The 16,636-nt window shown below is 69.6% G+C and carries 18 protein-coding genes; 6 read left to right on the forward strand and 12 right to left on the reverse strand.

The window, feature by feature from the left end; translation table 11 throughout:
* Positions 1 to 14 precede the first annotated feature (14 nt).
* Positions 15 to 770 (reverse strand): outer membrane protein, encoded by a 756-nt coding sequence (locus MFF64_RS00475; protein ID WP_099908653.1) that lies wholly within the window; start codon positions 768 to 770, stop codon positions 15 to 17.
* A 406-nt stretch (positions 771 to 1,176) separates the two neighbouring features.
* Between MFF64_RS00475 and MFF64_RS00480 the strand changes: the two genes are divergently transcribed.
* From MFF64_RS00480 to MFF64_RS00505, 6 genes are all read left to right on the forward strand, one after another.
* Complete coding sequence (locus MFF64_RS00480) at positions 1,177 to 1,362, forward strand: twin transmembrane helix small protein (protein WP_099908654.1); 186 nt, start codon at positions 1,177 to 1,179, stop codon at positions 1,360 to 1,362.
* 137 nt (positions 1,363 to 1,499) lie between these two features.
* Positions 1,500 to 2,102, forward strand: coding sequence for an acyloxyacyl hydrolase (locus MFF64_RS00485; RefSeq protein WP_099908657.1), 603 nt, complete (start codon positions 1,500 to 1,502; stop codon positions 2,100 to 2,102).
* Positions 2,103 to 2,195: 93 nt separating this feature from the next.
* Entirely contained in the window at positions 2,196 to 2,771 is a 576-nt protein-coding gene (locus MFF64_RS00490; protein WP_099908659.1) for a cob(I)yrinic acid a,c-diamide adenosyltransferase, read from the forward strand.
* 163 nt (positions 2,772 to 2,934) lie between these two features.
* On the forward strand, positions 2,935 to 3,684 hold the full coding sequence (locus MFF64_RS00495; protein ID WP_099908671.1) for an electron transfer flavoprotein subunit beta/FixA family protein: 750 nt from the start codon (positions 2,935 to 2,937) through the stop codon (positions 3,682 to 3,684).
* A 43-nt stretch (positions 3,685 to 3,727) separates the two neighbouring features.
* Complete coding sequence (locus MFF64_RS00500) at positions 3,728 to 4,678, forward strand: electron transfer flavoprotein subunit alpha/FixB family protein (protein ID WP_099908661.1); 951 nt, start codon at positions 3,728 to 3,730, stop codon at positions 4,676 to 4,678.
* 151 nt (positions 4,679 to 4,829) lie between these two features.
* Positions 4,830 to 5,711 carry a 3-hydroxybutyryl-CoA dehydrogenase gene (locus tag MFF64_RS00505; protein ID WP_099908662.1) on the forward strand — a complete coding sequence of 294 codons (882 nt, stop codon included), beginning with the start codon at positions 4,830 to 4,832 and terminating at the stop codon, positions 5,709 to 5,711.
* A 92-nt stretch (positions 5,712 to 5,803) separates the two neighbouring features.
* Here MFF64_RS00505 and MFF64_RS00510 read toward each other — a convergent pair whose 3' ends face one another.
* From MFF64_RS00510 to hpnI, 11 genes are all read right to left on the reverse strand, one after another.
* Positions 5,804 to 6,283 (reverse strand): hypothetical protein, encoded by a 480-nt coding sequence (locus MFF64_RS00510; protein WP_099908664.1) that lies wholly within the window; start codon positions 6,281 to 6,283, stop codon positions 5,804 to 5,806.
* A gap of 211 nt (positions 6,284 to 6,494) precedes the next feature.
* On the reverse strand, positions 6,495 to 6,809 hold the full coding sequence (locus MFF64_RS00515) for a hypothetical protein (RefSeq protein ID WP_099908666.1): 315 nt from the start codon (positions 6,807 to 6,809) through the stop codon (positions 6,495 to 6,497).
* Positions 6,810 to 6,953: 144 nt separating this feature from the next.
* Positions 6,954 to 7,961 carry an NAD(P)H-quinone oxidoreductase gene (locus MFF64_RS00520; RefSeq protein ID WP_099908668.1) on the reverse strand — a complete coding sequence of 336 codons (1,008 nt, stop codon included), beginning with the start codon at positions 7,959 to 7,961 and terminating at the stop codon, positions 6,954 to 6,956.
* Positions 7,962 to 8,044: 83 nt separating this feature from the next.
* Positions 8,045 to 8,707: a uracil phosphoribosyltransferase gene (gene upp, locus MFF64_RS00525; RefSeq protein ID WP_099908673.1), complete on the reverse strand. Its 663-nt coding sequence runs from the start codon at positions 8,705 to 8,707 to the stop codon at positions 8,045 to 8,047.
* A 38-nt stretch (positions 8,708 to 8,745) separates the two neighbouring features.
* Complete coding sequence (locus MFF64_RS00530; RefSeq protein WP_238189101.1) at positions 8,746 to 9,975, reverse strand: URC4/urg3 family protein; 1,230 nt, start codon at positions 9,973 to 9,975, stop codon at positions 8,746 to 8,748.
* A 32-nt stretch (positions 9,976 to 10,007) separates the two neighbouring features.
* Positions 10,008 to 11,258, reverse strand: coding sequence for a GTP cyclohydrolase II (locus tag MFF64_RS00535; RefSeq protein WP_238189103.1), 1,251 nt, complete (start codon positions 11,256 to 11,258; stop codon positions 10,008 to 10,010).
* A 175-nt stretch (positions 11,259 to 11,433) separates the two neighbouring features.
* Positions 11,434 to 11,859: a DUF2852 domain-containing protein gene (locus MFF64_RS00540; protein ID WP_099902722.1), complete on the reverse strand. Its 426-nt coding sequence runs from the start codon at positions 11,857 to 11,859 to the stop codon at positions 11,434 to 11,436.
* Between the two features lie 131 nt (positions 11,860 to 11,990).
* Complete coding sequence (locus MFF64_RS00545) at positions 11,991 to 12,779, reverse strand: molybdate ABC transporter substrate-binding protein (RefSeq protein ID WP_099902720.1); 789 nt, start codon at positions 12,777 to 12,779, stop codon at positions 11,991 to 11,993.
* 65 nt (positions 12,780 to 12,844) lie between these two features.
* Positions 12,845 to 13,705, reverse strand: coding sequence for a hopanoid biosynthesis-associated protein HpnK (gene hpnK / locus MFF64_RS00550; RefSeq protein WP_099902724.1), 861 nt, complete (start codon positions 13,703 to 13,705; stop codon positions 12,845 to 12,847).
* Between the two features lie 122 nt (positions 13,706 to 13,827).
* The gene (hpnJ, locus tag MFF64_RS00555) at positions 13,828 to 15,264 is read right to left on the reverse strand and encodes a hopanoid biosynthesis associated radical SAM protein HpnJ (protein ID WP_099901621.1); all 1,437 of its coding nucleotides are present in this window, start codon (positions 15,262 to 15,264) and stop codon (positions 13,828 to 13,830) included.
* Positions 15,265 to 15,343: 79 nt separating this feature from the next.
* The gene (hpnI, locus tag MFF64_RS00560; RefSeq protein WP_238189105.1) at positions 15,344 to 16,528 is read right to left on the reverse strand and encodes a bacteriohopanetetrol glucosamine biosynthesis glycosyltransferase HpnI; all 1,185 of its coding nucleotides are present in this window, start codon (positions 16,526 to 16,528) and stop codon (positions 15,344 to 15,346) included.
* Positions 16,529 to 16,636: the final 108 nt, after the last annotated feature.

A 16,636-nucleotide genomic window follows, 5' to 3' on the forward strand; every position in this document is an offset into this window, starting at 1 on the left:
GGCGCTCCGCCTGCTCAGTTGAACAGGTTGAAGTGGTAGTTGATGCCGACCTTGAGTTGGTGGGTGTCGAGACCGGTGCGCACGCCGAACTGGGTGCCGAGCGCGCGGAAGCGGATGTCGCGCTCGAAGTCGGAATACAGGTACTCGCCCTTCACCGAGAGGTTCGGCATGATCATGTATTCGAGGCCCGCGCCGACGGTGTAGCCGTCGACCGGGATCGAGGCGTTGAACGAGGCGGGGGCGATGAGACCCGGCGCCGCGACGCTGCCGCGAGCGCCGATCTCGGTGAAGGCCCAACCGCCGGTCACGTAGGCGAGGAGCGGCCCCCAGGCATAGCCGACGCGGCCACGGACCGTGACGAAGTAGGTGTCGGTCTTCAGGCCGCCACTGGCATTGCCGGTAGCGCCTGCCGCCACGCGGAACTCGTTGTGGATGTCCGAGTAGCCCGCATCGGCCTCGACGCCGACGACGAAGCCATTATTGGGCGTGAACTGATAGTTGTAGCCGACGGTGCCGCCCGCCACGAAGCCGGCGGCCGAGACCTCCGCCCGGGAGGCCGGCAGCGCCGCCGGGCGCGGGGCGGTCGTCGCGGCGCGGAAATCTCCGCCGACGGCGCCGCCCGCGTTCACGCCGGCGTAGAAGCCGGTCCAGGTGAAGGCCGGAGGCGCGGCGATGACCGGCGGCGGGGCGACGCGACGCGGCAGGTCCGCAGCATGCGCGCCGCCCGCCAGCGCGAGGAGGCTCGCGGTTGCGATCAGGTAGGACTTCACGAGAGGTTCCCCAAACAATCTTCTGCATGGGCCCGATCGCGCGGCGACCGGACCTGAAATCAAGGATTCGTTCTGGGCGTACGCCAGCCCGCCAAGTGCGCACCGGCTCCGGCGACGGGTCGTCCAGGCGCAGCAGACAACCACGTTAGATCGTGCATGTCTATCGCATTTTTGCAACACTGAAACAGCAAAATAATTATGAATGATATCCTAGCATTACTGTTCGGCGCCCGGGATCGACTTGGTACTCTTGCTAAAGAGGGATGACGGTGACGTCGCCGCCCAGCGGCACAGCCGGCGGGGCTCCCGGGCCGCGCCTGCCGGGCCGGTCCTGCGTCGCGGGGCCGCCTCGCGGCCAGGTCCCGATCCGCCCTATCAGGCCCTTCCACATCGCGAGCCTGTCCGGATGTCCAGCAACACCCTCGTTCTCATCGCCTGCCTCGCGGTCGCCGTGGTGCTGCTGTTCGGCCTCGCCAACATGCTGCGCGGCGGCAGCGCCAACGTCTCGCAGCGCCTGATGCGCCTGCGGGTCGTGCTGCAGTTCGTCGCCATCCTGGTCATCATGGGCGTGCTGTGGTGGCGCGGCGGCTGACCCGGCGGGAGTGTGGCGGGGCGGTCGCATGAGGTGGAAAACCGCGTTGAGACGGATTGTGCGGGGAGACGAGACGCGAACCGTATGGCTAGGGTGAACCTCGCCCCAGCAACGGGGCGGTGGACCCCGTTCGACAGATGCGCGTAACCCTTCCGAGCCTCGCCGCGGCGATCACCACCGCGGTCGTTCTGGCTGCGCCAGCCGCCCAGGCCGCCGACCCTTCGGCCATGGTGCCCGCCTACCGGCCGCCGGTTCAGCCCCTCAGCATCGTGTCAGAGTTCCGCATCGGCGGCTCCGCTCAGGATCCGGGCAGCAACGAGAAGAACACCAGCAACATTAACGGCGAGTTGCTGTTCGCCAAGCCGGTCACCGGCCTCGACCGGTTCTGGGCCGCCTTCGTGCCGCGCCCGACCGTCGGCGGCAGCTACAATGTCGATGGCCGCACCAGCTATGCCTATCTCGGCGCGACCTGGACCTTCGACATCACCGACCGGATCTTCGTCGAGGGCTTCTTCGGCGCCGGCTTCCATGACGGCCGGACCGGGCCGAAGCTCTTCGTGCCCAAGACCTTCAACTCGCTGGGATGCTCGCCGCTGTTCCGCGAGGCGGCCGGCATCGGCTACCGGATCAACGAGCACTGGAGCATCATGGCGACGATCGAGCACATGTCGAATGCCGGCCTGTGCGTCGAGAATCGCGGCCTGACCAATTACGGCGGCAAGATCGCGTATACGTTCTGACGGCGGCCCGACGGCGGCGGGTCTGGCGATTCGGCTTTCGCTCGCTAGAACATCGCCGTCGAGGCGGATCCACCCGCCTCAAGGGAGCTGGCCGTGGTCGTCCTCAACCGCATCTACACCCGCACCGGCGATTCCGGCACCACGGCGCTCGCCAGTGGTGAGCGCCGCTCGAAAGCGGATCTCCGCGTCGAGACCTACGGCACCGTCGACGAGACCAATGCCTGCCTGGGCCTCGCCCGCCTGCACACGACGGGCGAGCTCGACGCGATGCTGGGGCGGATGCAGAACGACCTGTTCGACCTCGGCGCCGATCTCGCGACGCCGGAGACCGGTGAGCCCCTGGCCTACGAGCCGCTGCGGATCGTCGCCGCTCAGGTCGAGCGGGTGGAGCGCGAGATCGACGTGCTGAATGCCGGTCTCACCCCCTTGCGCTCCTTCGTCCTGCCCGGCGGCTCCCCGGCCGCGGCGTCGCTCCACCTCGCCCGCACGGTCTGCCGCCGGGCCGAGCGCCTGGCAGTGGCCCTGGCGGCGACGCCGGGCGAGACCGTGTCGCCGGTGGCGATCCAGTACCTGAACCGCTTGTCGGATTTCCTGTTCGTTGCCGCCCGGGTCGCCAATGATGGCGGGGCTGCCGACGTGCTGTGGGTGCCGGGAAAAACCCGCACCTGAGACCCGCACCCGACGGTTGGGCGGCGGGCCTCCGGCGCGCGTTGACAATTCGGAAAATCGGCCGCTACGGTCCGCGCCACCTTGCTCCATCGGGGATGATCGCGGGCCGGCCGTGGGAGGGCCCGACCACGATCGTCCCTTCGTCCTGAAGGATGTGACGATCATGAAGGTCCTGGTGCCCGTCAAGCGGGTGGTCGACTACAACGTGAAGATCCGGGTCAAGCCGGACGGCTCGGGCGTCGAGCTCGCCAACGTCAAGATGTCGATGAACCCCTTCGACGAGATCGCCGTCGAGGAGGCGATCCGCCTGAAGGAGAAGGGCAAGGTCACCGAGATCGTCGCCGTCTCGATCGGTCCGCAGCAGGCTCAGGAGACGATCCGCACCGCGCTGGCTATGGGCGCGGACCGCGGCATCCTGGTCAAGACCGACGCCGCCGTCGAGCCGCTCGCCGTCGCCAAGCTCCTCAAGGCGCTGGTCGAGAAGGAGAGCCCGGACCTGGTCATCCTCGGCAAGCAGGCGATCGACGACGATTCCAACCAGACCGGCCAGATGCTCGCCGCCCTCCTCGGCTGGCCGCAAGGCACCTTCGCGTTCAAGCTCGAGATCGGTGACGGCGCCCTCGACGTGGTGCGCGAGATCGACGGCGGCCTGCAGACCCTGAACCTGAAGCTGCCGGCGATCGTCACGACGGACCTGCGCCTCAACGAGCCGCGCTACGCGTCGCTCCCCAACATCATGAAGGCGAAGAAGAAGCCCCTCGACACCGTCGAACCGGAGGCGCTCGGCGTCGACGTCGCGCCGCGGCTGAAGGTGCTCAAGACCGTGGAGCCGGGCGGCCGCAAGGCCGGCGTCAAGGTCGCCAGCGCCGCCGAGCTCGTCAACAAGCTGAAGGTCGAGGCCGGGGTTCTCTGACGAGAGCCTTCAGGCATCCCTCAAGGTTAAGGAACGAAACGCCATGACGACTCTCCTGCTGGTCGAGCATGCCGGCGGCGTCGTGAAGGACGCCAGCACCAAGGCTCTCACGGCGGCCAAGCAGCTCGGCGCCCCGGTCCACGCCCTCGTGGTCGGTGCCGACGCACAAGGCGCGGCCGAGGCGACCGCCAAGCTCGACGGGGTCGAGAAGGTGCTGGTGGCGTCCGATGCCGCCTTCGACCACCTGCTCGCCGAGCCGACCGCGGCGCTGGTGGCGGAACTCGCCGCCTCGTACGACACCGTCATCGCCGCCGCCTCGACCGAGGGCAAGAACGTGCTGCCGCGCGTCGCCGCCCTCCTCGACGTCGCCCAGGTCTCGGACATCATCAAGGTGGTCGGTCCCGACACCTTCGAGCGGCCGATCTATGCCGGCAACGCGATCCAGACCGTGCAGGCCACCGACGCCAAGCGGGTGATCACGGTCCGCACCGCCGCCTTCCAGGCGACCCCCGAGGGTGGCTCGGCCGCTCCGGTCGAGGCCGCCTCGGCCGCCGCGGCGCCGGAGGCGAAGTCGTCGTTCAAGGGCGAGGAGATCGCCAAGTCGGATCGTCCGGAGCTGGCCGGCGCCCGCATCATCGTGTCGGGCGGGCGCTCGCTCGGCTCGGCCGAGAAGTTCAAGGAGCTGATCGAGCCGCTCGCCGACTCGCTCGGCGCGGCCGTCGGTGCCTCGCGCGCGGCGGTCGATGCGGGCTACGCCCCGAACGACTGGCAGGTCGGCCAGACCGGCAAGGTCGTGGCGCCGGACCTCTACGTGGCGGTGGGCATCTCGGGGGCGATCCAGCACCTCGCCGGCATGAAGGACTCGAAGGTCATCGTCGCCATCAACAAGGACGAGGAGGCGCCGATCTTCCAGGTGGCCGATTACGGCTTGGTCGGCGACCTGTTCCAGGTCGTGCCTGACCTGCAGCAGGAAATCGCCAAGAACAAGGGCTGAGGCCCCGGGGCTGAAGACGATCAGCTCCTCGCGCGGGGACCGCGCGAGGAGCGGCAGGGAGACCCGTCCGGGCCCCGCCGGAACCCTTCGCATCTGCGAAGGCGCGGTGGTATGAACGTTCGGGACGGCGAGGCGGGAAGGCAGGGGTGTGATGGGCATCGAGATCAAGACGGTCGGGATCATCGGGGCCGGTCAGATGGGCAGCGGCATCGCCCATGTCTGCTCCCTGGCCGGGCTCGATGTGCGGATGAACGACCGCGACCCTGAGCGCCTGAAGAACGGGCTGGCGACCGTCAACGGCAACCTGCTGCGCCAGGTCTCGAAGGGCGCGATCACCGACGACCAGCGCCGGACTGCGATCGAGCGGGTCGTGCCGGTCGACTCCTTCGACGATTTCGGACCCTGCGACCTGGTGATCGAGGCCGCGACAGAGGATGAGGCGATCAAGCGCAGCATCTTCAGCGCGCTATGCCCGTCGCTGCGGCCCGAGACGATGGTGGCGACCAACACCTCGTCGATCTCGATCACGCGGCTCGCCGCCTCGACCGACCGGCCGGAACGCTTCATCGGCATCCACTTCATGAACCCGGTTCCGGTGATGCAGCTCGTCGAGCTGATCCGCGGCATCGCCACCGAGGACCCGACCTACGAATCGGCCAAGGCCTTCGTGAAGCGCCTCGGCAAGATCGTGACGGTGTCGGAGGATTTTCCGGCCTTCATCGTCAACCGCATCCTGCTGCCGATGATCAACGAGGCGATCTACACCCTCTACGAGGGCGTCGGCTCGGTCGATTCGATCGATACGGCGATGCGGCTCGGCGCCAACCACCCGATGGGCCCGCTCCAGCTCGCCGATTTCATCGGTCTCGATACCTGCCTCTCGATCATGCAGGTGCTCTACGAGGGTCTGGCGGATTCGAAGTACCGCCCCTGCCCGCTCCTGGTGAAATACGTCGAGGCCGGCTGGCTCGGCCGCAAGACCAAGCGCGGCTTCTACGATTACCGCGGCGCGGAGCCGGTGCCGACCCGCTGAGGACGCACCGCGCGCGCCTCAGGCCTGCGGCAGCCGGGCTCGCGTGGCGCGTGTCCCTCGGCGCAGCCGCCGCACGAGTCGAGGCGACCGGGTCAGCGGACCCGGATCATGATGCGCGGGCGCCAGATTCCCAGCACCACGTTCGCCGTCGCGATCGCGAGCAGCACCCACAGCGTACCCCGCTCCGCATTCAGCGACTCGGCCAGTGTCGCCGGGTCGACGCGTCCGACCAGCGCCTGCGCGCTGCGCTCGGCCTCCCGCTGCATCGGGCCCTGAACGCCCACGAAACCGTACTCGAACATCAGGATGCCGGTCGCGAGCTTCACCCAGGCCCAGCCGGCCTGATGGAAGGCCTGGTTGAGCGCGATGGCCAGCAACCCGGCCACGAGCATCAGCGCCAGCGAGGGCAGGAAGACCCACGTGGCCACAGCAGCCATGGCGCCGCGCATGAGGGCGTAGCCGGACAGGGCGGAGGGCGGAGGAGCGAGACCCAGCAGCACGATGAGCGACGCCATCGCGCCCATCAGGCCGATCGCCCCCATCGTGTGAAGGAACTTCATCAAGCGCCGCATCGCGACGACACCATTCCCCGGGCAGCATCCGCAAACCTACGAACGATGCCGGACGGAACGGTAATCACGTTCCCGTGCAGATCGTCTACCGGGACCGAGGCGGATCGATTTGTCTCGAACCCCGGCCGGATCGGGTCGTTCCCATCCCGCTGAACGGCCGAAGGGCCGCCCCTCGGCCGAGGGGCGGCCCTTCGCGCGTCGGGCGTGACGCTTACTTCGTGGTGGTCGAGCCGGTCGACTTCGGCTCGGCCGGAGCCGGATAGGCCGGGTTGCCGGCCGGCACGCCAGAGCTGTTCGCCGACGAGGTGCCGCCGCTGCCGTTCGGCGAGCCTGTGATCTGCTGGCGCGAGGCGTCCTGGCTCTGGCTGGCGTAATCCTTCGGGGCGTTCGAGCCGTTCCAGCCGAGCAGCGCCACCATCGCGACCGCCAGGAGGGCGAGGCTGCCGAGCAGCACGTAGAGGACGGGACGGCCCTTCGCGCCCTGGCGGGCCTCGGTCGGGGTCTCGACGGTGCGGTTGTTGTCCATGACGGAACCTCGGGCTTGAGGCTCGGCGGGCGTCGCGCCGAGCGATGATCGGTGTGAGCAGCCAACGTCACCGATCGGCCGAGGTTCCTAGCGTTTCTGGGGGTCCTGGCGCTCCTGCCGCAGGGCGCCTTTCTCGGGAGCGCTCTACTTGCCCGTCAGCAGCATGATCTTGCCGAGATGGGCGCTCGATTCCATCAGCTCGTGCGCCGCCCGGGCCTCCTCCAGCGGGAAGGTGGCGTGGATCACCGGCTTGACGGTGCCGGCTTCGAGCAGCGGCCACACCTCCCGGCGCAGGCCCTCGGCGATGGCGGCCTTCTGGGCGACGGTGCGGGGGCGCAAGGTCGAGCCGGTGACCGTCAGACGTCGGATCATCACCGGGGTCAGGTTGATATTCTCCGCCAGGAAGCCCTGCAGGAAGGCGATGATGACGAGCCGGCCCTCGAGGGCGAGGGACTTCAGGTTGCGCTCAAGATAGGCGGCGCCGACCATGTCGAGGATCACGTCGACCCCCTGGCCGTCGGTCAGGCGCTTCACCTCGGCGGCGAAATCGGCCTCGCGGTAGTTGATGGCGTGGTCGGCCCCGAGGGACTCGCAGAAGGCGCATTTTTCGCCCGAGCCGGCGGTGGCGTAGACCGTGGCGCCGAACCGCTTGGCGAGCTGGATCGCCGTCGAGCCGATGCCGCTCGACCCGCCATGGACCAGGAAGCGCTCACCCTTCTGCAAGCGGCCGCGCTCGAACACGTTGGTCCAGACCGTCCAGTAATTCTCCGGCAGACCCGCCGCCTCGATCAGCGAGAGCGGGCCGGGCTTCGGGAGGCACAGGGCCGCATCCGCGACGCAATACTCGGCGTAGCCGCCGCTGATCGTCAGGGCGCAGACCTCCTGGCCCTCGGCGAGGCCCGTGACGCCCTCCCCGAGGGCGACGATGCGGCCGGCGATCTCCAGCCCCGGCACCTCGGTGGCACCGGGCGGCGGCGGGTACTTGCCGGCGCGCTGCTGGCAATCGGGCCGGTTCACGCCGGCCGCCACGACCTCGACCAGCACCTGGTTCGGCCCCGGACGCGGCACCGGCACGGTCTCGATCCCGATCACCTCCGGCCCGCCGGCCCCATTGAAGCGGACCTGGCGCATGGTGCTGGGGATCGACGGCATGGGGCGGCTCCGATGTTGCGGCTTGTCGCGCCCTTTCCTGCCGCGCGGGTGTGCTTCCGGCAAGGCCCCAACTGGCAAGCGGCCTACCGCGTGCCGTACATCCGGTCACCGGCATCGCCGAGACCCGGCAGGATGTAGCCGTGCTCGTTCAGGTGACTGTCGATCGAGGCCGTCCAGACCGGCACGTCCGGGTGGGAACCCTGGAACTTGGCCAGGCCCTCCGGCGCGGCGAGCAGGCAGACGAAGCGCAGGTCGCGGGCGCCGCGCTCCTTCAGCCGGTCGACCGCGGCGACCGCCGAGTTCGCCGTCGCCAGCATCGGGTCGAGAACCAGCACGGTGCGGTCGGCGAGGTCGGACGGAGCCTTGAAGTAGTATTCCACCGCCTCCAGCGAATCCGGGTCGCGGTAGAGCCCGACATGGGCGACGCGGGCGGAGGGCAGCAGCGACAGCATGCCGTCGAGGAAGCCGACGCCGGCGCGCAGGATCGGCGCCAGGACGAGCTTCTTGCCGGCGATCTGCGCACCCTGCATCGTGACCAGCGGCGTCTCGATCTCCACCGGCTCCAGCGGCAGGTCGCGGGTGACCTCGTAGGCGAGCAGCGTCCCGATCTCGTTCAGGAGCTGGCGGAAGCCCTTGGTCGAGCGCGCCTTGTCCCGCATCAGGGTCAGCTTGTGCTGCACCAGCGGGTGATCGACCACCGTGACCGGCGCCACCCCCGTCTCCCCGCGCGCACCCGCACCCTGCATCGCCGTCTCCCCGCTCACGATCACGCTCAATGACAGTCTCAGAATACGGTGCCGTCGCTCGCGATGGAAAGCGGCGGCGCGCCCTCCGGCCGCAAGGACTTCGCCAGGCGCCGGCCGGTGGCCCAGGTGCCGCCCTCCAGCACCTTGGCGAGCGGCAGCTCGGCCGGATCCTTGATGCCCAGCCGCTCGCGCACCAGGGGCGCCAGCCGGTCGAGGAGTGCCACGGTGAGCGCCCGCCACTCGACGACGAGGCGCGAATCGACGGCGTGCGGCAGCTTCGCTTCCTCAGGGCGGCGCAGCGCCAGCACCCCGGTATCGAGGAACAGGCCGCCGTTGCGGTACTCGGGCAGGCCGGTCAGGGCGTCGAGCCCGGTGACGGTCAGGCCTGCCTCCTCCAGCGGTTCCAGGAGCGAGTAGGCCAGCCACTGCGAGAGCTTGTGGAACGGCACCAGGCCTTCCGTCGGCCCGGCGCCGCCCGCGAGGGGGTGACGCCAGGTATCGCCGAGATCGATCCCGTCGAGGACGATGCGGCCGGGCCAGATCGGTCCGAGATGGGTCAGCAGCACCTCCAGCACGGCCTCGGCCGGGACCTCGCCGTCGCGGGCCCTCGCCTTGATGCGGTCGAACAGGAAGCCGGGCCGGGCCTGCGGCCCGAAGCCCTCGGGATCGGCGGCCGCGACCTGGCCGAGGCGGTTGAGAAGCGCGGTGCGGCCGGACAGGCCGACGAGGGGATTGGTCGGCGACGCCTGGAAGCCATCGGCGAGCTCCGCCTCGGTCAGGCTCGCCAGTGCCCGCGCATCGGCGCGGAACGGATCCTCGGGCTCGGAGGAGAAGAGCCCTGAGACGAACATGTCGAAGCTCGCCACCGCTAGCCCTTCCGAGCGGGCATAGGTCTCGCCGGTGCGGCCCTCCTCGTAGCGCCAGGTCGGGCCGGCGCCGGCGTCGAGCAGCACGCTCACCACCACGAGGTCGAAGGCGGCGCGGGCCTGCTCGGCCGGGTCCTCGAACGGCGCGGCGTGGACGAGGGAGCCCCAGCGCTCGAAGCCGCCGACCGAGAAGTGGCGCCAGCGTGCATGATAGGGAATCGCGAGGTCGGGATAGGCCTCGCGGATGGTCTCGACCACCGCGTCGGCGCAAGGTCCGAGGCGGTCGAGATCGACCACGAAATGGTCGAGCTGCCCGTCGAGCCCGGCCTTGAGCAGGGTCTCGGCGCGGGCGCGCACCGCCCGGGCCGAGAGCAGGCTGCGGGCGGTCGAAAACTCAGGCACGGGCATCTCCAGGGGATTCGTCGCGGGCTGGCTCAGAACCGCTCGAGGTCGCGGCCCTTCACGGCGTCGAGGGAGTCGGTGACGCCGTCCGGCGCGTAGTAGCCCGCCGCCTTCTTGGCTTCCATCTCCACCGAGGCATCGGGCGGGATCAGCTCCGGCGGGATCGGCACCCGCTCGCCGACCTCGATGCCCGACCCCGTGATCGCGTCGTACTTCATGTTCGACATTGACATCAGCCGGTCGATGCGGCGGATGCCGAGCCAGTGCAGCACGTCGGGCATCAGCTGCTGGAAGCGGGCATCCTGCACGCCGGCGACGCACTCGGTGCGCTCGAAGTAGGTGGCGGCGGAATCGCCCCCCTCCTGGCGCTTGCGGGCGTTGTAGACCAGGAACTTGGTCACCTCGCCGAGCGCCCGCCCCTCCTTGCGGTTGTAGACGATGACGCCGGTGCCGCCCGCTTGCGCCTCGCGCACGCATTCCTCGATGCCGTGGGTGAGGTAGGGCCGGCAGGTACAGATGTCGGAGCCGAACACGTCCGAGCCGTTGCACTCGTCGTGGACCCGGCAGGCGATGCGCCGGCGCGGGTCGGACAGGCCCGCGACATCGCCCATGACGTAAACGGTGCAGCCGCCGATCGGCGGCAGGAAGACCTGCAGGTCGGGACGCGTGACCAGTTCCGGGAACATGCCGCCGGTCTGCTCGAACAGCGTGCGACGGAGCGCCGTCTCGCTGGTGCCGAAGCGGGCGGCGACGCCCGGCAGGTACCAGACCGGATCGACCGCTATCTTGGTGACCGAGATGTCGCCGGTCGTGTGCAGCACGGTGCCGTCGGCGGCCAGACGATGGGCGCCCATCGCCGCCAGGATCTCCGGCAGGCTCAAGCGCGCCTTGGTGACCGCGATGGTCGGGCGGATGTCGGTGCCCGAGGTGATCGCGTCCCGGAAGACCTCGCCCGGCCTATGCCCCCATGGATCGAGCGAGACGATCCTCTCAGGGTCGGCCCATTGCGGGTGCGGGCCGATCTCGACCACCGGGTGGGTGTTGGTGAGGTCCGGTCGCGCCAGGGGGTTCATCGCCCGGCCCGCGATGGCGAGCGCCCGGTAGAGCGAGTAGGCGCCGCCATTGGCCCCGATGACGTTGCGGTCGGCCGGGCTGGTCACGGTGCCGATGATCGGCCCTCGCTCGCGCGGGTCGGCGGCGCCCCAGCGAATCGGCCAGCGGGCGGCGCCCGGCTCCGGATGCGAGGTGAGCCGGATATGCGTCGAGCGGTTGGAACTGGTCATGCGGCCGCGCCGTCCTTCAACGGAGAAGGCTCCCCGCGGGGGCCGCGGAGAGCCTGTCGAGTGCTTGACCTTGTGGAGGGTAGCCCCGGGCGAATCGGTGCGTCAAGCTTAAGGCCGAGGCGCACCGCTCAACATCGCGGCAGGCTGCCCACCTGCTAGACCTCCTGCGAGGCGATCAGTAGTTCGAGCCGGCGCGGCGACGGGCCATGAAGGCGTCGAACTGCTCGCGGTCGCGGGCGCGCTTCAGCTCGTCCACGAACTCGGTGAAGGCGCGGCTCTCGTCCTCGAGGCGGCGGCGCTCCTCTTCGAGGCGCTCGATCTCCTTGCGGCGATACTCCTCGAAGGCCCAGTTGCCACTGTCGTGCCGGGCGGCACTGAAGCCGGAGAAGCCCGAGAAACCATTCCGGAAGGACCGCTCGGCGAAGGACTTCATCTCGTTCAGAGCCGGGTATCCCATGAGCTTCCACACCACGTAGGCCGCGGCCAAGGGCCACGCATAGATGAAACCGATGACGATCGCGCCGATCTCGAGGGAGCGGCGCGGGAACGGGCTATTGCGGCAGGCGCGGCCGCTCGACCAGGGGGCAGAGGAAAACGACACGTCACGATCTCCCGCAGGATGTGAATGTGAACGACATTTACATGCGGGGTCGACCGGGCGGTTTCAAGGAGGGGGCGGCGCTTAAAATTCGGGACGGGTCCGCGAGCAGCCGAGGCGCGCTACGGGGTCGGTCACGGCCCCGGCGGCACCATGCCCTTCCCGGCCAGAACCGGGCCGGCCGCCGGGCCGCCCAGGTCCCGCAGGAGCGCCGATGCCGCTTCGGTCTCCGCCGCGCCTGCCGGGACCATCCCGGCATAGACGGTGTCGTTCTGCACCTCCACCGGGATCGGCCCGACGAGGCGCGCGCCCGCCACACTCAGCAACTCGCTCGTCTGCTGGAGTGCGAGGTCGGCCTCGCCGGAGACGAGGCGCGAAGCGGCGAGCCCGCCGCGCACCAGGACGAGCTTGTCCTTGAGCTGGTCCGCGATGCCGAGGCGCTCGAAGAGCTGCGCGAGGTAGATCCCGCTCGACCCGCCGGACGCCGGATCGACCATCGCGACCGCGCGAGCCCGCAGCAGCGCTTCGCGGAACCCCGCCACCGTCGCAATGTCGGGCATCGGCGCCCCGTCGCGGACGGCGACACCGATCCCGACCTTCGCAAGCGGGATCGGCGGCGCGCCGGCGAGACGGCGGTCGCGGATCAGCGCTTCCAGGCCAGCCGGGGTCAGCACCACGAGGTCGGGGCGCGCACCGTCACGGATCGCCTGCGCCACCGCGCCGGCGGTGTCGTTGCGGATCGTCACCGTGTGGCCGGTGCGCCGCTCGAATTCCGGCACCAGGGCGGCCGCAACGGGCTTGTAGGCGCCCGTGGTCAGGAGGGTGATCTCGGCTGCCCGTGCCGTCGCCACGAGGGCGAGGACGAGGCAGGCCGCAGCGCTCGTGCGGCGAAAGATCCGGATCGGTACCGCGACGCGGCGCATGCAGGGGCTCCCGGGGCAGGCCGTGGGGCTGGCCCTGCCCCATGGGTAGCCGAGCCGAGGGCGTGTCAGCGAGCGAAATCCGAGAACCCGCCGGACACCGCACCCGACGCTGCCAGCGCCGCCCGGCTCCCGGGGGCGACCAGGGCGGCCAGTTCCTGCGCGTAGGCGTACCCCGGTGCCTCGCCGGGGAAGCCGCTGTCGGTCGCCGGGTGCAGGTAGAGCTCGGTCAGCCCGTTCGGCAGCTGGCCCAGCAAAGCTTGGACCCGCGCCGGGTTCATCGCCCCCGACCAGGCGAGGCCGAGCACGCGGTCGGGGACGAGGAGGCCGGCCCGCCGGGCCCGGGCGCGGAGCAGCGCCGCCCATGGCGCGGTGTCGAGGGCGAGGCCGGGCTTTGCCCCGGCCTCGGCGCGGCGCAGGAGGTCCCGCGGCTCGCGCGGCACCCGGATCGCCCGCATCCCGTACTCGCGCCCGATGCGCAGCACCATCCCGGCGATGATCGGGTGGATGTGGAAGTGCTTGTGCGCGTTGACGTGGTCGAGAGACAGCCCGGTCGCCCGGAAGGCCTCGAACTGTGCCCGGATCTCGGCCTCGAGCTGACGGCGGGCGCGGGGCTTCAGCGCCAGATCGAGACCGAGCCGGGCCTGATCGGCCCGCATCAGCCCGGCGCCGTCGGTGAGATCGGGCAGGTCCGCCGCCGGCAGGGTCGGCCAGGCCTCGACCATCACGAGGTGCAGGCCCACCCGCAGGGACGGCATCGCCTGGGCCCGCACCAGCGCGTCGGCAGCGGCGGGCGCGGAGACCATCAGGCTCGCCGCCGTGAGGATGCCGTGGCGGTGGGCCTGCTCCACCGCCGCGTTGACCTGGGGCGAGAGGCCGAAATCGTCCGAGGTGACGACGAGGCGCTTGCGGGGCAGAGGCAGGGTCATGGTCGGCATGTCTCGTGACGTGAAAGAGCCTCCCCGTCCGGCCGGACGGGGAGGCTCGCGCCCGCTTCAAGGCGGGATCTCAGGCGTGAACGTTCACGCCGCCTTGCCTTACGCCGCCTGCCTCACGCCGCCTTCTTGGCGACGCCCTGGCGCTCGCGCAGGAAGTGCCAGAACTCGACGCCCTCGCGGAGGCGCCGCTTCATCATGTCGGGCGAGCGCACCATCTCGCTGACGATCGAGGCGATCTTCGGGGCGCGGAAGTAGAACTTCTTGTAGAACTCCTCCACCGAGTTGAAGATCTCGGTGTGGGACAGGTGCGGGTAGTGCAGCGGCGCGATCTGAACGCCGTTCTCGTCGACCAGCTCGGCATTGTCCTTGTCGAGCCAGCCATTCTCCACCGCCTGCTTGTACAGGAAGGTGCCCGGATAGGGCGCGGCGAGCGAGACCTGGATGGTGTGCGGGTTGATCCGCTTGGCGAAGGCGATCGTCTCCTGGATCGTCTCCTTGGTCTCGCCCGGCAGACCGAGGATGAAGGTGCCGTGGATCGCGATGCCGAGCTCGTGGCAATCCTTGGTGAACCGCTCGGCCACCTCGACCCGCATGCCCTTCTTGATGTTGTTCAGGATCTGCTGGTTGCCGGACTCGTAGCCGACCAGCAGCAGGCGCAGGCCGTTGGCCTTGAGCACCTCCAGGGTCTTGCGCGGAACGTTCGCCTTGGCGTTGCACGACCAGGTCACGCCGAGCTTGCCGAGCTCGCGGGCGATCTCCTCGGCGCGCGGAAGATTGTCCGTGAAGGTGTCGTCGTCGAAGAAGAATTCCTTGGTCTGCGGGAATTCCTTCAGGCAGTACTTGATCTCCTCGATCACGTGCGCGACCGACCGGGTGCGGTAGGTGTGGCCGCCCACCGTCTGCGGCCACAGGCAGAAGGTGCAGCGCGACTTGCAGCCCCGGCCGGAATAGAACGAGATGTAGGGGTGCTTCAGGTACCCGATGAAGTACTTCTCCATCTCGAGGTCGCGCTTGTAGACCGAGGTCACGAACGGCAGCTGGTCCATGTCGGTCATGATCTCGCGGTCCTCGTTGTGGACCACGACACCGTCGGCGTTCCGGTACGAGAGACCCTTGATCTCCGCCATCGGCACGCCCTCGGCGACCTCCTTGACGGTGAAGTCGAACTCGTTGCGGGCGCAGAAATCGACCGCCGGGGCCTGGGCCATCGAGCCGGCGGCGTCCACCGCCACCTTGGCGCCGATCAGGCCGGCGATCAGCTTCGGGTTGGCGGCCTTCAGTGCCTCGATGGTCTTCACGTCCGACTTGAAGGACGGAACCGAGGTGTGCAGCACCACGAGGTCGAAGTCGTTGGCCTGGGCCACGATCTCCGGCAGCTTGATGTCGTGCGGCGGCGCGTCGATCAGCTTGGAGTTCGGCACCAGGGCGGCCGGCTGGGCGAGCCAGGTCGGGTACCAGAACGACTTGATCTCGCGCTTGGCCTGGTAGCGCGAGCCGGCGCCGCCGTCGAAGCCGTCGAAGGTGGGGGCCTGGAGGAAGAGGGTCCGCATCATCGGGAGGATCGTCTTCTTGAGGAGAGGAAGCCGCGGATGCGGCCAAGGAGGCCGCCGGGCGGCCCGATGAGATGTCTTAAGTCGAGGGAGCGCCGGACTCGCGGGCGAGGCCGGATTCCGGGATCAGCGTACCGTCCGCAACGACCCGATAATCATGACCTTTCCAAGTCACGGCGCCGGACATGAAGCACCAAGCGAAACCGGCGAAGGACAGGAGGTCGCGGATCGGCAACAGCCAGTAGGGATGCGGCTCGAGGCCGAAGGCCCGCTCGACCCGCACGCACAGCACGATCCGGCAGGCGAGCGCCAGGGCGGCGGTGGCGAGGGTGTAGGGGCCCGAATCGGGCAGGAGCGCGGCGATCAACGCCAGCGGGAAGGCATGGGTGACGAGCGTGCCGGCATAGCCCACCGGATCCACGTTGCGGATGGTCCGGTTCCACCGGGTCTCGTGGCGCCACAGGCCGGCGAGCGAGGTGTCGACGCAGGTATGCCCGATGGTGAAGTTCGGGATCGCCACGATGCCGCCATGGGCGCGCAAAGCGGCCCCGAGGGTGTAGTCGTCGGCGAGATCGTTGCGGATCGCCTCGAAGCCGCCGATGCGCGCCAGCATCTCGGTGCGGAACGCGATGGTCGAGCCGAAGCATGGATCGGCGAGGCCCAAGCCGGTGCCCATCAGGACGTTCGGCAGGAACTGGGTGTCGATGGCGAGCGCCGAGAGATGCGCCCAGACGCCGCCGTTCGCCGGCACGCCGTGATAGAGGCAGGTCACGCCGGACACGCCCGGCTGGCCTAACTCGGCGACGATGCGCTCGAGATAGTCGGGCGCCACCACCATGTCGCTGTCGGCCAGCACCACCACGTCGTGGGCGATCAGCCCCGCCATGTTGATGAGGTTCGAGACCTTGCGGTTCGAGCCGTGCTGGCGGGCATCAACCACCAGATCGATGCGCAAGTCAGGGTGCTCGGCCTGGAGCCGGTGCACCACGGCGATCGCCGGATCGGCCGCGTTCTGCACCCCGAAGATCACCTGCACGGCACCGGCATAGGCCTGGGCGCAGAAGGTGGTCAGGTTATGGTAGAGGTTCGGCTCGTCGCCGCAGAGCGGCTTGAGCAGGGTCACGGAGGGGCGGGCCGCGTCGGGCGCGAGGCGCGGCACCGGGCGACGGGCGAGGCGCCCGGCGAGCCAGGCGGTCGTCAGGCCGTAGACGCACCCGGCGAGTGCCAGGACGAGCAGCAGGGCGGAGATCCAGGTCCATTCCATGGCGTGGCGGCGATCCCTGGGAGGAGTTGGCCGCGCGGGGGCGCGGCGGGTTATGTTGTGGGTTGAGGCTGCGGGCGGAGGGTGACCGCCGGCCATCGCAGCCGGCGG

This window comes from Methylobacterium frigidaeris (assembly GCF_022179185.1).
Taxonomy (GTDB): domain Bacteria; phylum Pseudomonadota; class Alphaproteobacteria; order Rhizobiales; family Beijerinckiaceae; genus Methylobacterium; species Methylobacterium frigidaeris.

Bases quoted from the DNA above. Each gene is read 5' to 3' on its own strand.
- MFF64_RS00480 (WP_099908654.1), top strand. From the start codon at position 1,177: ATGTCCAGCAACACCCTCGTTCTCATCGCCTGCCTCGCGGTCGCCGTG.
- MFF64_RS00485 (WP_099908657.1), top strand. From the start codon at position 1,500: ATGCGCGTAACCCTTCCGAGCCTCGCCGCGGCGATCACCACCGCGGTC.
- MFF64_RS00495 (WP_099908671.1), top strand. From the start codon at position 2,935: ATGAAGGTCCTGGTGCCCGTCAAGCGGGTGGTCGACTACAACGTGAAG.
- MFF64_RS00500 (WP_099908661.1), top strand. From the start codon at position 3,728: ATGACGACTCTCCTGCTGGTCGAGCATGCCGGCGGCGTCGTGAAGGAC.
- MFF64_RS00505 (WP_099908662.1), top strand. From the start codon at position 4,830: ATGGGCATCGAGATCAAGACGGTCGGGATCATCGGGGCCGGTCAGATG.
- MFF64_RS00510 (WP_099908664.1), bottom strand. From the start codon at position 6,283: ATGCGGCGCTTGATGAAGTTCCTTCACACGATGGGGGCGATCGGCCTG.
- MFF64_RS00515 (WP_099908666.1), bottom strand. From the start codon at position 6,809: ATGGACAACAACCGCACCGTCGAGACCCCGACCGAGGCCCGCCAGGGC.
- MFF64_RS00520 (WP_099908668.1), bottom strand. From the start codon at position 7,961: ATGCCGTCGATCCCCAGCACCATGCGCCAGGTCCGCTTCAATGGGGCC.
- upp (WP_099908673.1), bottom strand. From the start codon at position 8,707: ATGCAGGGTGCGGGTGCGCGCGGGGAGACGGGGGTGGCGCCGGTCACG.
- MFF64_RS00535 (WP_238189103.1), bottom strand. From the start codon at position 11,258: ATGACCAGTTCCAACCGCTCGACGCATATCCGGCTCACCTCGCATCCG.
- MFF64_RS00545 (WP_099902720.1), bottom strand. From the start codon at position 12,779: ATGCGCCGCGTCGCGGTACCGATCCGGATCTTTCGCCGCACGAGCGCT.
- hpnK (WP_099902724.1), bottom strand. From the start codon at position 13,705: ATGACCCTGCCTCTGCCCCGCAAGCGCCTCGTCGTCACCTCGGACGAT.
- hpnJ (WP_099901621.1), bottom strand. From the start codon at position 15,264: ATGCGGACCCTCTTCCTCCAGGCCCCCACCTTCGACGGCTTCGACGGC.
- hpnI (WP_238189105.1), bottom strand. From the start codon at position 16,528: ATGGAATGGACCTGGATCTCCGCCCTGCTGCTCGTCCTGGCACTCGCC.